At 61.4% G+C, this 14,663-nt stretch carries 9 protein-coding genes; 5 read left to right on the top strand and 4 right to left on the bottom strand.

Going from position 1 to position 14,663, the window contains the following annotated elements:
- Positions 1–43 precede the first annotated feature (43 nt).
- Positions 44–967, bottom strand: a complete 924-nt coding sequence (locus AR306_RS12310) for a branched-chain amino acid transaminase (protein WP_101497838.1) — start codon at positions 965–967, stop codon at positions 44–46.
- Position 968: 1 nt separating this feature from the next.
- Positions 969–3,959, bottom strand: coding sequence for a bifunctional [glutamate--ammonia ligase]-adenylyl-L-tyrosine phosphorylase/[glutamate--ammonia-ligase] adenylyltransferase (glnE, locus tag AR306_RS12305; RefSeq protein WP_101497837.1), 2,991 nt, complete (start codon positions 3,957–3,959; stop codon positions 969–971).
- 487 nt (positions 3,960–4,446) lie between these two features.
- Here glnE and aceE point away from each other — a divergent pair, with 487 nt between their 5' ends.
- Both aceE and aceF read left to right on the top strand, forming a co-directional pair.
- On the top strand, positions 4,447–7,101 hold the full coding sequence (aceE, locus tag AR306_RS12300; protein WP_101497836.1) for a pyruvate dehydrogenase (acetyl-transferring), homodimeric type: 2,655 nt from the start codon (positions 4,447–4,449) through the stop codon (positions 7,099–7,101).
- Between the two features lie 15 nt (positions 7,102–7,116).
- On the top strand, positions 7,117–8,754 hold the full coding sequence (aceF, locus tag AR306_RS12295) for a dihydrolipoyllysine-residue acetyltransferase (RefSeq protein WP_101497835.1): 1,638 nt from the start codon (positions 7,117–7,119) through the stop codon (positions 8,752–8,754).
- Positions 8,755–8,822: 68 nt separating this feature from the next.
- On the opposite strand, the gene trmL is transcribed toward aceF, so the two are convergent.
- Positions 8,823–9,278: a tRNA (uridine(34)/cytosine(34)/5-carboxymethylaminomethyluridine(34)-2'-O)-methyltransferase TrmL gene (gene trmL, locus AR306_RS12290; RefSeq protein WP_101497834.1), complete on the bottom strand. Its 456-nt coding sequence runs from the start codon at positions 9,276–9,278 to the stop codon at positions 8,823–8,825.
- A gap of 52 nt (positions 9,279–9,330) precedes the next feature.
- Between trmL and AR306_RS12285 the strand changes: the two genes are divergently transcribed.
- Positions 9,331–9,732: a hypothetical protein gene (locus AR306_RS12285; RefSeq protein ID WP_101497833.1), complete on the top strand. Its 402-nt coding sequence runs from the start codon at positions 9,331–9,333 to the stop codon at positions 9,730–9,732.
- Positions 9,733–9,832: 100 nt separating this feature from the next.
- Here AR306_RS12285 and AR306_RS12280 read toward each other — a convergent pair whose 3' ends face one another.
- Entirely contained in the window at positions 9,833–12,133 is a 2,301-nt protein-coding gene (locus AR306_RS12280; protein ID WP_101497832.1) for a DUF1631 domain-containing protein, read from the bottom strand.
- Between the two features lie 299 nt (positions 12,134–12,432).
- Here AR306_RS12280 and nadC point away from each other — a divergent pair, with 299 nt between their 5' ends.
- Both nadC and hisD read left to right on the top strand, forming a co-directional pair.
- Entirely contained in the window at positions 12,433–13,284 is an 852-nt protein-coding gene (nadC, locus tag AR306_RS12275; protein WP_101497831.1) for a carboxylating nicotinate-nucleotide diphosphorylase, read from the top strand.
- A 57-nt stretch (positions 13,285–13,341) separates the two neighbouring features.
- On the top strand, positions 13,342–14,655 hold the full coding sequence (hisD, locus tag AR306_RS12270) for a histidinol dehydrogenase (protein ID WP_101497830.1): 1,314 nt from the start codon (positions 13,342–13,344) through the stop codon (positions 14,653–14,655).
- The last annotated feature ends 8 nt before the right edge of the window (positions 14,656–14,663 follow it).

Below are 14,663 nucleotides of genomic sequence, written 5' to 3'. Positions count from 1 at the left end.
CCCGCGAAGATTTCGCGGGCTTTTGCGTAGCATCAACAGCCAATTACTTGACCAGCGTGCGCCACTCGCTATGGGCATCGGTCTTGCCGGTGACCAGGTCGAAGTAGGCGCTTTGCAGCTGACCGGTAATCGGACCACGGCTGCCGCAGCCGATCTGGCGGCCATCCACTTCGCGGATCGGGGTGACTTCAGCGGCGGTACCGGTGAAGAACGCCTCGTCGGCAATGTACACTTCGTCGCGGGTGATACGCTTTTCCACCACCGGAATGCCGCGCTCGCCAGCCAGGGTCAGGATGGTGTTGCGGGTGATGCCATTGAGGCAGGCAGTCACCTCTGGGGTGTAGATCACGCCGTTCTTGACGATGAAGATGTTCTCGCCGGAACCTTCGGCCACATAGCCTTCCGGGTCGAGCAGCAGGGCTTCGTCGGCACCGGCGGAGACCGCTTCCTGCAGGGCCAGCATCGAGTTGACGTAGGCACCGCTGGACTTGGCGCGGGTCATGGTGATGTTGACGTGGTGACGGGTGAAGGAGCTGGTGCGGATGCGGATACCGGTCTTCAGTGCTTCCTCGCCCATGTAGGCGCCCCAGTGCCAGGCGGCAACGATGACGTGCACACGCAGGTTGTCGGCGCGGATGCCCATGCCTTCGGAGCCGTAGAACGCCAGCGGGCGGATGTAGGCACTGGCCAGGTTGTTGTCACGCACGGCAGCGATGGTGGCGGCGTTGATTTCGTCCTGGCTGTAAGGAATCTTCATGCCCATGATGTGGGCGGACTCGAACAGGCGGTTGGTGTGTTCCTTGAGGCGGAAAATTGCGGTGCCCTGTGGAGTTTCATAGGCGCGCACGCCTTCGAAGACGCCCATGCCGTAGTGCAGGGAGTGGGTCAGTACGTGGGTGGTCGCGTTGCGCCACTCAACCATTTCACCGTCATACCAGATTAGACCGTCACGATCAGCCATCGACATTTTATATAGCTCCTGAAGAGAATGGATCTTGATTCATGCCCGGGCCGGGGTTGCTGTCCTGCTCCGGGGTGTAACTGAGGCCCAGCGCCCGCCACATGCGCATGACATGTTGGCGTTCGCTGTGAAAATGTTCGCCACTGACCACGGCATGCTGTTTTTGCAGGGCAAACCGGTGGGCGGCAGCACGATAGGCCTTGTAGGCCTCCTGTAGCAGGTGCATGTCGTTCATGCTGATCAGGCTGGCCTCGCCGAGCGCATCCAGGATGCGGATGTTGTCGGTGTAGGTGACCAGTTGCGGATAGCGCCATGACCACGCCAGAGCGGCATATTGCACCATAAACTCGATGTCAACAATACCGCCGGCATCCTGCTTGAGATCAAATTGACAGGCGGCGGTGAACGCTTCGTCCGTCAGACCGCCCTGGGTGTTGCGGGTGCCGTGATTATGCCTCATTTTGGCCCGCATTTGGCTGACTTCTTGTCGCAAATGCTCCTGTTCGCGCTGGCGGCCCAAAATGTCCAGACGTACCCGGTCGAACTCGGCGGTCAGGCGCTTGCTGCCGGTCAGGACACGGGCGCGTATCAGCGCCTGGTGCTCCCAGGTCCAGGCTTCCTGCTCCTGGTAGCGGGCAAAGGCACTGAGCGAACTGACCAGCAGGCCGGAGTCGCCGCCCGGGCGCAGGCGCATGTCGACATCGTACAGGCCGCCGGAGGTGGTGCGGGTGGTCAGCATGGAGATCAGACGCTGGCCCAGGCGGGTGTAGAACTGGGCGCCGTCAATCGGGCGCGGGCCATCGGTGTCGGCCAGCGGGTCGCAGTCGTAGAGGAATACCAGGTCCAGATCCGAGCCGTGGCCCAGCTCGATGCCGCCGAGTTTGCCGTAGCCGACAATGACGAAGTCCAGCTCGCCGGTGCTGCCGTCAAGCCGTCTGGGCGTACCGTGCTTGTGTGTCATCTCGTGCCAGACCAGTCGCAGGACCTGTTCCAGGACGGCTTCGGCCAACCAGGTCAGGTAGTCACTGACCTTCATCAGCGGCAGGGTGCCGGCGATTTCCGAGGCGGCCACGCGCAGGCGGTGGGCCAGCTTGAAGTGGCGCAGCACGTCCATCTGCTGCTCAAGGTCATCCTCGGGAATGCGCAGCAGGCGCTCGCGAAGTTCGGCGGCCAGCTCGGGTGCCTGTGGTGGCCGGTACAGGCGGCCGGCGTTGAGCAGCTCGTCGAGCAGGGCCGGGAAACGGGTCAGCTCGGTGGCGATCCAGGGGCTGGCGGCGCACAGCTCGAGCAGGCGTGACAGTGCGCCGGGGTTTTCCGTCAGCAGCACCAGGTAGGCGGAGCGCCGGGCCACCGCTTCGATCAGCGGTAATACCCGCTCCAGCACCAGGTCGGGTTGTTCCTGTTCGACCACGTGGGACAGGAAGCGCGGCATGAAGGCATCCAGCCGCTCACGCCCCAGACGCTGCATGGCCCGTACCTGGCTGCCGTTGCGCAGCTGGCACAGCCGTTGCCAGGCGGTGGCGGCATCGGCAAAACCGGCTTCTTCCAGTTGCTGCAGGATGCTGCTTTCACTAATGGATGCTTCCCATACCGGTAGCCATTCGCCGCCGATGTACTCCTCGTCGTCATGGTCGGGGTCGGCAATCACCGCGCGGAATTGCTGTTCGACGTGCAGGCGGTACGTGCCCAGCTGTCCGGCAAAGGTGCTCCAGTCGGCAAAGCCCATGATGGCGGCCAGCCGGGCGCGTTCAAGCGGCAGCGCAGGCAGGCGCTGGGTCTGACGGTCGGCAACGGCCTGCAAGGCATGCTCGGTATAGCGCAGGAAGCGGTAGGCCTGCTTCAGCTCGGCGACTTTGTCGGCGTCCTTGTAGCCTTGCCGTGCCAGGGTATCCAGTACGTCCAGCAGCGGCCGCTGTTGCAGGCTCAGGTCACGCCCGCCGTGGATCAGCTGATAGGCCTGGGCGATGAATTCCACTTCGCGAATGCCGCCGGTACCCAGCTTGATGTTGTCGTCCATGTCCTTGCGCATCACTTCTTGCTGGATCAGCTGCTTCATCGAGCGTAGTGCTTCGATGGCGGAAAAATCCAGATAGCGCCGGTAGACAAAGGGCCGCAGGATGCGCAGCAGGCGGCTGCCGGCCTGCTGGTCGCCGGCCACCACTCGCGCCTTGATCATGGCGTAGCGCTCCCAGTCACGGCCCTGGTTCTGGTAGTACTGCTCGATGGCGCTGAAACTGTGTACCAGTGGCCCGCCCGCACCGTACGGGCGCAGCCGCATGTCGACACGGAAGACGAAACCGTCAACGGTTTGTGAATCCAGTACCTTGATCAGTTTCTGGCCCAGCCGGGTGAAAAACTCCTGGTTGTCGAGGCTGCGCTTGGTGCCGCTGGTTTCGCCGGCCTCGGGATAGGTGAAAATCAGGTCGACATCTGACGACAGGTTCAGCTCGCCCGCGCCCAGTTTGCCCATGGCGAGCACCACCAGTTGCTGCGGCTGGCCGCTGGTACGGCCGGTCGGTATGCCGCTTTGCCGGCACTGCTGCTCATATAGCCAGTGATAGGCCAGGCTGATGCAGACATCGGCCAGTGCCGACAGCTCGTGGGTGGTTTCGTCCAGCTCGGTCTGCCGGGTCAGGTCGCGCCAGATGATGCGCAGCTGCTGGCGGTTGCGGAAGCGGCGCAGCACTGTCTGCAGCTCGTCCTCCGTGGTGCAGGCCTTGACCTGATGCTGCAGCTCGCCGCGCATGCTGGCAGTATTCTGGCTGTGTGCAAGGCTGCCGCCTGTCAGTAACTGCAGAAAGTCCTGCGGATCACGGCAGGCCTGGGTCAGGGCAAACTCGCTAAGGGTGAATACATGGCGGATCTGCTGCAGGCTCTGTGCATCAAGGCCGCTTTCATCCAAGCCGGCTTCCTGCAATGCAGACTGCCAGCGTTGTTCCGCCTGTTGTTGCAGGGGGGCAAGGGCTTCCGGGAGGGGGTCGAGCAAATGCGGGATCATGGTGTGGTTATCCGGGCAGAGTAGCGGTCGTGCTGTTGATGGCTCCCAGTATTCTAGTCAATGCCGCCTGATAAAGCTGGATTGCTGCACGGGCTCTTGTAAGAGGGGGCTTGCCCCCGACAATGACTGGAACCGGCCTCGACAGGTGTTCAAGTACTCCCAGGGGCAAGCTCCTTGGTACAAATAAGCCATTCGTACAAAGCGCAGCATGGCAGTTGCGGCAGTACAAAACCGTTTTTTTATCGTAGTATGACTCTAAGGTCTAATTCGAGGAATGGACCGGAAAGGTGACGAACTGGCAGTTTTGTAGTAAAACTACAAGAAAGCAAAATTCAGAGCTTTGGAGGCACGGAGCGGTCCGCATGACCAGCTGCGACGTGCCATGGGAATCCGGCAACCCCGGACCCGAAAGTACGCAGCCGGCAGGTGGCCAGTTATCAGGCCGTCATGCCGTGTTTCCAGACATACACAGGTTCAGGAGTCAATCATGCACGATTTAGATCCCGTTGAAACTCACGAGTGGCTTGATGCCCTGAGTTCCGTTGAAGAGCGCGAAGGCGAAGAGCGCGTTCACTATCTGCTGTCCCGCCTGGGCGAGCAGGCCAGCCGCAGCGGCATCCGCCTGCCGCATGCCATCACCACCCCGTACCGCAATACCATTCCGGTCACCCACGAAGCGCGCATGCCGGGTGACCTGTTCATGGAGCGCCGCATCCGCTCGCTGGTACGCTGGAATGCGCTGGCCATGGTGATGCGCGCCAACCAGGCCGATCCGGACCTGGGCGGACACATTGCTACCTTTGCCTCCAGTGCCACGCTGTACGACATCGGTTTCAACTATTTCTTCCAGGCACCCACCGAAGAGCACGGCGGTGACCTGATCTATTTCCAGGGCCACGCCTCTCCCGGCATCTACGCCCGCGCCTTCCTTGAAGGCCGCCTGAGCGAAGACCAGCTGCACAGCTTCCGCCGCGAAGTGGATGGCGAGGGCCTGTCGTCCTACCCGCACCCCTGGCTGATGCCTGATTTCTGGCAGTTCCCGACCGTTTCCATGGGGCTGGGCCCGATCCAGGCCATTTACCAGGCCCGCTTCATGAAATACCTGGAGCACCGCGGCCTGATTCCGGCCGGCAAGCAGAAAGTCTGGTGCTTCCTGGGTGACGGCGAAACCGACGAGCCGGAAGCGCTGGGTGCCATTTCGCTGGCTGGCCGCGAGAAGCTCGACAACCTGATTTTCGTCATCAACTGTAACCTGCAGCGCCTGGATGGCCCGGTGCGCGGTAACGGCAAGATCATCCAGGAGCTGGAAGGCAACTTCCGTGGTGCCGACTGGAACGTGATCAAGGTTCTCTGGGGCCGCCTGTGGGATCCGCTGTTCGCCAAGGATACCGAAGGTGTCATGCAGGCACGCATGGAAGAAGCCCTCGACGGCGACTATCAGAACTACAAGGCCAACGACGGCGCCTTTGTCCGCAAAGACTTCTTCGGTACCGATCCGCGCCTGCTCGACATGGTCTCGGACATGTCCGACGACGAGATCTGGAAGCTCAACCGTGGTGGTCACGACCCCTTCAAGGTGTATGCGGCCTATCATGCGGCGGTCAACCACGAGGGCCAGCCAACCGTCATTCTGGCCAAGACCATCAAGGGCTACGGTACAGGTAGCGGTGAAGCGCAGAATATCGCCCACAACGTGAAAAAAGTCGACGTGGACAGCCTGCGTACCTTCCGTGACACCTTTGCCATTCCCATTGACGATGACGAGCTGGAAAACCTGCCGTTCTACCGTCCTGCCGAAGACAGCGCAGAGATGCAGTACCTGCGCAAGACCCGCTCCGCACTGGGCGGTCCGGTCCCGCAGCGTCGCCAGCGCAGCATGAGTATTCCGACGCCATCGCTGGACACCCTGAAAAGCATCCTTGATGGCAGTGGCGACCGCGAAGTGTCGACCACCATGGTCTATGTGCGCATCTTGGCCCAGTTGCTCAAGGACAAGGACCTGGGCAGCCGCATCGTGCCCATCGTACCCGACGAAGCACGTACCTTCGGTATGGAAGGCTTGTTCCGTCAACTGGGCATTTACTCGTCCGTAGGCCAGCTGTATCAGCCGGTCGACAAGGGCCAGGTGATGTACTACAAGGAAGACGTCAAGGGTCAGCTGCTGGAAGAAGGCATCACCGAAGCCGGTGCCATGTCGTCCTGGATTGCTGCAGCTACGTCCTACAGCCACTATAACCAGCCGATGCTGCCGTTCTACTCGTTCTACTCTATGTTCGGCTTCCAGCGTATTGGTGATCTGGCCTGGGCGGCTGGTGACATCCGCGCCCGTGGTTTCCTGATGGGCGGTACTGCCGGTCGCACCACACTGAACGGTGAAGGTCTGCAGCACGAAGATGGCCACAGTCATATCCTGGCAGGCACCATCCCCAACTGTCACACCTATGACCCGGCATTCGGTTACGAAATGGCCGTGATCATCCGTGACGGTATCCGCGTGATGATGGAGGAGCAGCAGGACCGCTACTACTACATCACCATGATGAACGAGGCCTACAAGCAGCCGGCGATGCCGCAGCGCGAGAACATTGAGCGTGACATCATCAACGGCATGTACCTGCTCGACGAGGACAAGCGCCAGAGTGGCAAGCATGTCCAGCTGCTGGGTAGTGGCACCATTCTGCTGGAAGTGATGGAGGCGGCGAAAATCCTGCGCGACGAGTTCGGTATCGGTGCCGATGTGTGGAGCGTGACCAGCTTCAACGAGCTGCGCCGCAACGGTCTTGAGGTCGAGCGCTGGAACCGCCTGCACCCACGTGAAACACCACGCCTGAGCCATGTCGAGGAATGCCTGCAGGGCCGTCAGGGCCCGGTGGTTGCTTCTACCGACTACATGAAACTGTTTGCCGACCAGGTGCGCCAGTGGGTGCCGCAGAACACCTACAAGGTGTTGGGTACCGATGGTTTTGGCCGTAGTGACACACGCAAGAAACTGCGCGACTTCTTCGAGGTCGACCGCCGCTGGGTAACACTGGCTGCGCTGGAGGCGCTGGTGAAAGACGGGCAGCTGGATGTGCAGGTGCTGGTTGATGCCATGGCCAAATTCGGCATTGATGCCAACAAACCCAACCCGCTGGACTGCTAAGAGAGGAGAGAAGCGATGACTACCGAACTGATTCGCGTCCCCGACATCGGCACCGGTGAGGGCGAAGTGATTGAAATCCTGGTCAATGTCGGCGATACCATCGAGGCTGAACAGAGCCTGCTGACGCTGGAGTCCGACAAGGCCAGCATGGAGATTCCGGCCCCCAAGGCCGGAATCATCAAGAACATCAAGGTCCGGCTGGGTGACCGGCTGAAGGAAGGTGACGAGCTGCTGGAGCTGGAAGTGGACAGCGCCGCCGCAGAGCCGGCAGCGGTTGTTGAAGCGCCCGCTGCGGTGGCCGAAACGCCAGCTGCGGCTGCGGCTGCGGCTTCGGCTCCGGCAGTACCTGCTGACGGAGCCGTCACCACCCGCATCAAGGATGTGGAAGTGCCGGATATCGGTTCTGCCGGCAAGGCCCGGGTGATCGAGCTGCTGATCAAGGCCGGCGATGCCGTTAGCGAAGAGCAATCCCTGCTGACGCTGGAATCGGACAAGGCGAGCATGGAAATTCCTTCGCCGGTCAGCGGTACTGTGGTTGAGGTGCTGGCCAAGCTGGACAGCGAGGTGAGCGAAGGCAACCTGATCTGCCGTATCGAAGTGACCGAAGCGGCTGGCCAGGCTTCCGCGCCGGCCGAGGCTGCACCGGCGCCCGCTCCGGCTCCTGCACCGCAGCAGGAAATCGTCGGCGGCCCGGCATCGGTCGCTCCGGCCAGCAAGCCGGAGGTTGCCTGCAAGCCTGGGGACTCCGGTGCCTGTGTTCACGCCGGCCCGGCGGTCCGCAAGCTGGCCCGCGAGTTTGGTGTGGATCTGGGCCAGATCAGCCCGACGGGCCCGCATCAGCGCATCCTCAAGGAGGACGTGCAAGCATTCGTCAAGCAGCGCCTGAACGCACCGGCTGCAGCCAGCAGTGGTGGCATGGGTATCGAGCCAATTCCAGAGGTTGATTTCAGCCGCTTTGGCAAGGTTGAAAACGTGCCGATGACACGCCTGCAGCAGATCGGTGCCAGCAACCTGCACCGTGCCTGGCTCAATATCCCGCACGTGACCCAGTTTGAAAGTGCCGACATTACCGAGCTGGAAGCATTCCGCAAGGCGCAGAAAGCTGCGGCAGACAAGGCCGGTACCAAGCTGACAGTCCTGCCGTTCTTGCTCAAGGCCTGTGCTCACCTGCTGAAAGAGTTGCCCGAGTTCAACAGCTCGCTGGCACCCAACGGCAAAGAGCTGATCATGAAACAGTACGTGCATATCGGCTTTGCCGTGGATACGCCGGACGGCCTGCTGGTGCCGGTGATCCGTGACGTGGACCAGAAGAGTCTGCTGCAACTGGCGCTGGAAGCGGCGGAGCTGGCCGACAAGGCTCGCAACAAGAAACTGTCACCGGAGCAGATGCAGGGCGGCTGTTTCACCATTTCCAGTCTGGGGCACATTGGCGGCACCGGCTTCACGCCGATCGTCAACGCGCCGGAAGTGGCAATTCTGGGTGTCTCCCGAGCCAGCATGCAGCCGGTGTGGGATGGCCGGGACTTCGCGCCCCGGCTGATGCTGCCGCTGTCGCTGTCCTATGATCACCGTGTGATCAACGGCGCGGCTGCTGCGCGCTTCACCCGCCGCCTGGCCGATGTGCTGGCGGAAATCCGTAGCCTGTTGCTGTAACTCCCGCAGCAGTTTCACCAACACCCCGCCAGCTGGCGGGGTGTTGTGTTTTGGGCTGTCATGCTGCCTCAGGCAAACTCCTGCTGCCGCCAGGCCTCGTAGACCACCACGGCAACAGTGTTGGACAGGTTCAGGCTGCGTGACTGTGGCAGCATGGGCAGGCGCAACAACTGCTCTGCCGGGATGTTGTTGCGTACGTCATCCGGCAGCCCGCGGGTTTCGGGGCCGAAAATGAAGGCGTCGCCGGGTACATAGCAGGGGTCGGCATAACTCTTTTGCCCCTTGGTGCTGAAGGCAAATAGTCGTGGATGCCCCAGCGCTGCCAGGCACTGGTTCAACCCGGCATGTTGCCGGACGCTGGCAAATTCGCCGTAGTCGAGTCCGGCCCGGCGCAGGCGTTTGTCATCCAGCACAAAGCCCAGCGGCTCGATCAGGTGTAAACTGCAACCGGTATTGGCGCACAGGCGAATGATGTTGCCGGTGTTGGGCGGAATTTCCGGCTCAAAGAGAATGATGTGAAACATGGCACGACCTGACCCGCAAAAAACAGCAGATTCTACATGGCAAGAACCACCTGTGCGGCAATGGCGTATCAAGTTTTTTGCCAGCCTGTGCCTGCTTGCCTTCTTGGCCGGGCTGATGCTCGGCAAGCTGCTCAAGCCTGATCCTGCGCAGCCGGCCCGCTTGTTGCAGGTGGACATGCTGGGCCCGGAGCTTGACCTGTGCTTTTCCCGCTTGCCCAAAGCCGCGGTGATCGATGAGGACGGAGTGTTTGCCATGCTGTTTGCCGTGGAACAGGCAGAAGCACGGCAGGGGGTCTTGTCATTGCCGGAAGGTGATGCTGCCAGCTGGCGACTAACACCGCGCAGTGATGGCATGCAGCTGGGTATTGTCAGCCTGCAGCCCCTGCAGGGGCGCTGGGAGCGGGTTGCCGGTATGAAGTCCTGCATCCGGGTTAGTGTTTCCGTGCGGCGGTAGGCGCGAGTTCACGTACATTGCCCGCCATGACTCGTCGCAGCGCCTTGCCTCGAAGCCCCAGCCATCCGAACTTGAGTTAACCAACTAGCCGCTCAGGCCACTAGATGTCTTTCATCTGTCGCAGATTGTTGATGACGGATTCCAGCGCCCGGTCAAACAGCAGGGCATCGTCGAGCATGCGCAGCTGCTCCTGCTTGAAGGCCCATGCCAGCCCGTTACGGTTCTTGTCCAGCACCTTCAGGCCGTGGCGGTTGACAAAAATGTAGCGGCCCGTAGAGCGGATGATTGCCGACAGCTTGCAGCGGATGCTGTTGCCATCCTCCTGGCGGAGCTCGAACCAGCTGCCTGGGCGCACCTGGTCAGCCTGCCCGAATGCCGGATCATCATCAGGCAGCAGGTTTTCTTCAGGTTCTGTTTCTTCGCCGGTTTCATCCTTGCCGGGCAGCTCGACATCCTGACTGACTTCAACCATGGCTGGCACGGGTATTTCTTCCTGCCCGGCCATTTCCTCCGCAGCCTGCTGCAGCAGTTCGGGCAGTTCTTCAGGGGACAGGGTGACCGGTTCGACTGGCGTGCTGGTGGTGTCGTTGCTGCCGGTAGCTGGATCGCCGGCTTCCGGTTGGGCCAGCTTGTATTTGAGCTGCTGAAATGCCTGGATATGCAGCACTTCCAGCTGGGTCAGCAGCAGTGAGGTGGCAAAAGGGTCCAGCGCCGCCTCCTCGAAACCCTCACGCAACTGGCTGACCAGTGCGGGTACCATGGCCTTCAGGCGTTCCCCGTCGGCGCGGTTGTGATGTTGGCCGATACTCCAGATCAGGTCGTCCATGAGCTGCAGGCTGTCCTGCCAGTCGGTGGCCTCTTCACCGTGCCTGAGCAGGCGCAGCAGCAAGACCTGGCTCCAGTTGTCCTGCAGCAGCTGCACGACCGTTTCGGGCAGGGTTTTGCCGAGCAAGCGCTGGTTGAGTTCCTGTTTGATGCGCAGCCGGGCCTGCTGGGTACGGGCGCGGCCTTCTTCTGCATCACGGACACGCTGCTCGACCAGTTCGCTGCGGCGGCGTTCGGTCCCGTAGAACGTGGTGAATTCTTGCAGGATGTCGGCAAAGATCACCGGGTCGTCGGTGAACTCGTTGAGCAGCCGGTGCACGATATCTTCCATTTTCTGCAGCAGCTTGTCCTGCTGCCGGCTATCCTTGCCGCTCCAGCCGAGGGCGGCGGAGCCCAGCTCGTTGAGCAGCCGTCGTGCCGGGTGACTGGCGCTGTCAAAGAAGCTCTGGTCGAGCACGGCCACTTTGAGCATGGGAATCTGCAGCCGGCCGATCAGTGCCTTGAGTGAGTCGGGCAGGGTGCGATCGTCGAGAATGAACTCGAATAGCATGGATACCAGGTTGATCGCGTCATTGGCCATTTCGCCTACCACGCGGGTTTTTTGTGACTGCTGGCTGGCGCGTTGTAAAATACTGTCGATCTGCTGGCGGACCATCGCGCCGGACAGCTGCTGGTTCTGGGAGTTGTGCTGTTGCAGGTGGGTCAGCAGACGCATCAGGTCGCCGGAGCTGACAGGTACCGCATCCGTTGAGGGCGGCGTGATGCCCGGTAGGGTTCCAGTATTACGCAACAGTGACTGGATATCCTGGAAGCTGACTTCTGCTTGCCCGGCCGGAGTCGCGGGCAGGCTGTTGTCGTAGCTGGCGGCTGGCGTTTTCTTGACTGCGCCACGGGTGCGCAGTGCTGGCAGGATGCCGGCTTCAAGCAGTATCTGGTTGCTGTCGGCATACAGCAGGCCGAGGTCTTCCAATACCGAACGTTCAAACAGCTTGAGCAGGATCAGCTTGATTTGTATGTCGGTAAAGCCCGTCTGGTTGAGAATGTCGAGAAACAGGCGGCTGAGGCTCGCCGGCCCCAGCGGGTTGTCGCCAAGCGGTATTTCGCGTGCGAGCACATGGCCAATACGTGCGTTCAGGTCTTCCAGCAGGTCGGCATCGTTGTTCATGACCTTGCTGATCATGTTGTTGATGGCGACGTTTTCTTCCAGCTCGTCGGGCTGGACTAGCGTCAAACTGTCGCGGTCGGTGGCGATGCTGTCAGCCGGTTGCCCAACCCGGAACTGGGTCAGACTGGCAAAAGACTCCCCCAGTTGCTGCAAATAACCGTGTTGCAGGTTTTTCTGTTTCAGGCGCAGCTCACGCATGGTTTCAAACAGGCTGTTTTGTTCCTGGTTGCTGCCGGCACGATCGGCCATGTCGAACAGGGTATCGTCTGCGGCTGTGAACAGCTCCTGCAGCTGGCGCTTGACAAACACCCCGGTCAGGTCGCGCAGACGGATCAGCAGGGCTGGCAACTGCCCGGTGGCGGTTGTTGCGCCATGCTCCGCAAGGGATACGACATGGGCTTTGTTGTGCATGGAGCCTCCTGAATGATCAATCTCTGACCTGACGCCGGGAACTGCCGGCATTGCTGACGGGAGCCGGAACATGTCCGCATTATATGCAATTGGTGCAGCCAGCCCAATGAGTTCGGGCAAGTTTGTGCAGATCCAGGCCAGCGGTCGAGCACGGCCATTGATGCGGGCGGCGACGTTACGGACAACTCAGCCGCCGGTTCCGGCTGGCGCGCATGGCTGCGTTGGCAAGGGGCCGGATCAATGGTGCCAAGCGGGTTGATTAGCCCGTATACTATGCTGATGTTGAATTGGAGTTTTCTATGGCAAATCTGGTAATTGAGCAGCTGCTGGACGAAGTACGCGAAAATGTACGCATTGCCCTGGCAGAAGACGTGGGCACCGGCGACATCACCGCACAGCTGATTCCGGCCGACAGACAGGTTCGCGCGCGGGTGATTACCCGTGAAAACGCCACCCTGGCCGGCACCGCCTGGGTTGACGAAGTGTTCCGGCAGGTCGACAGCAGTGTCAAGGTCACTTGGCATGCCGCCGACGGCGACCGTGTACAGGCCAACCAGGTATTGTTCGAGCTGGAAGGGCCGGCCCGTGCGCTGCTCACCGGCGAGCGTACCGCGCTCAATTTCATGCAGACCCTGTCCGCCGTGGCCACCCGCTGTCAGCATTACGCCGACATGGTCAGCGATCTGCCGGTGAAGCTGCTGGATACCCGCAAGACCATTCCCGGCCTGCGTCTGGCGCAGAAGTACGCGGTCACCTGCGGCGGCTGCCATAACCACCGCATCGGGCTGTACGATGTCTTCCTGATCAAGGAAAACCACATCACCGCCTGTGGCGGCATTGCCGAAGCGGTCGAGACCGCGCGCCGCATTGCCCCGGGCAAGCCGATCGAGGTCGAGGTGGAAAACCTCGAAGAGTTCGCCCAGGCACTGGCCACCAGTGCCGACATCATCATGCTCGACGAGTTGTCCTATGCCGACATGCGCGAAGCCGTGCGCATCAATGCCGGCAAGGTCAAGCTGGAGGCGTCCGGCGGCATCAACGACGATACCCTGCGTTATGTTGCGGAAACCGGCGTGGACTTCATCTCCCTGGGCATCCTGACCAAGAACATCAAGGCGGTCGACCTGTCCATGCGCATCGTTCAGGGCTGAGCCCCGAGCGAAGCAAAGCGCACACGGGCCATCAAATATGAAAATCAAGGTAACAGCATGAGTAAAACCCCAGTAGTCCGCCGCATGAACGCGGACGATGCCGGCTTCACCGCCGAGCTGGACCAGCTGCTGAGCTGGGAAAGCGTCTCCGATGCCGAGGTCAACCAGCGTGTTGTCGACATCATCGCCCAGGTACGCAGCCTGGGTGATGCTGCGGTGCTCGACTTTACCCGCCAGTTTGATGGCGTCGAGGTCGACAGCTTCGGCCAGCTGGAGCTGCCGCAGGCACGCCTGCAGCAGGCGCTGGAAAACATCGAGGATGACCAGCGCGCGGCACTGCAAACCGCCGCCGAACGCATCCGCCGTTACCATGAACACCAAAGGCAGGACTCCTGGCGTTACACCGACCCAGACGGCACCATGCTCGGCCAGCAGGTCAGCGCCATTGACCGTGCCGGCATCTATGTGCCCGGCGGCAAGGCGACCTATCCGTCGTCGGTGTTGATGAACGCCATTCCGGCCAAGGTGGCCGGTGTCGCCGAAATCATCATGGTAGTACCAACGCCGAAAGGCGAAATCAACGAGATGGTACTGGCCGCCGCCGCCATTGCCGGTGTCGACCGCGTGTTCACCATTGGTGGCGCCCAGGCCGTGGCCGCGCTTGCCTACGGTACCGAAAGCGTGCCGGCGGTGGACAAGATTGTCGGCCCGGGCAACATCTATGTGGCCACCGCCAAGCAACTGGTATTTGGCCGTGTCGGCATCGACATGATCGCCGGCCCGTCAGAGATTTTGGTGGTCTGCGATGGTCAGACCGATCCCGACTGGATCGCCATGGACCTGTTCTCCCAGGCCGAGCACGACCAGGACGCCCAGTCGATTCTGCTCAGCCCCGACGCCGAGTTTCTCGATAAGGTACAGGCCAGCATCGAGCGCCTGCTGCCGACACTGGAGCGTGAGGACATCGCCCGCGTCTCCATGGCCGAGCGCGGCGCGCTGATCCAGGTCCGTGATCTCGACCACGCCGTGGAAGTAGCCAACCGCATTGCCCCCGAGCACCTGGAGCTGTCGGTGGCAGACCCTGAAGCGCTGCTGCCGCGCATCCGCCATGCCGGTGCCATTTTCATGGGCCGCTACACCGCCGAGGCGCTGGGTGACTACTGCGCCGGCCCGAACCACGTGCTGCCCACTTCCGGCACCGCGCGCTTCTTCTCGCCGCTGGGTGTCTACGACTTCCAGAAGCGCTCCTCGATCATCTTCTGTACGCCCGAAGGCGCATCGGAGCTGGGCAAGGTCGCTTCCGTGCTGGCCCGTGGCGAGTCGCTGACCGCCCACGCGAAAAGCGCCGAATACCGCATCATCAAGGATTAAACACAGAC

Source organism: Thiopseudomonas denitrificans (genome assembly GCF_002866065.1).
GTDB classification, from domain to species: domain Bacteria; phylum Pseudomonadota; class Gammaproteobacteria; order Pseudomonadales; family Pseudomonadaceae; genus Thiopseudomonas; species Thiopseudomonas denitrificans.
This window is presented reverse-complemented; position numbering and strand designations above follow the sequence as displayed.

Coding starts and splice junctions, on each gene's coding strand:
- AR306_RS12310 (WP_101497838.1), bottom strand. CDS start 967: ATGTCGATGGCTGATCGTGACGGTCTAATCTGGTATGACGGTGAAATG.
- glnE (WP_101497837.1), bottom strand. CDS start 3,959: ATGATCCCGCATTTGCTCGACCCCCTCCCGGAAGCCCTTGCCCCCCTG.
- aceE (WP_101497836.1), top strand. CDS start 4,447: ATGCACGATTTAGATCCCGTTGAAACTCACGAGTGGCTTGATGCCCTG.
- aceF (WP_101497835.1), top strand. CDS start 7,117: ATGACTACCGAACTGATTCGCGTCCCCGACATCGGCACCGGTGAGGGC.
- trmL (WP_101497834.1), bottom strand. CDS start 9,278: ATGTTTCACATCATTCTCTTTGAGCCGGAAATTCCGCCCAACACCGGC.
- AR306_RS12280 (WP_101497832.1), bottom strand. CDS start 12,133: ATGCACAACAAAGCCCATGTCGTATCCCTTGCGGAGCATGGCGCAACA.
- nadC (WP_101497831.1), top strand. CDS start 12,433: ATGGCAAATCTGGTAATTGAGCAGCTGCTGGACGAAGTACGCGAAAAT.
- hisD (WP_101497830.1), top strand. CDS start 13,342: ATGAGTAAAACCCCAGTAGTCCGCCGCATGAACGCGGACGATGCCGGC.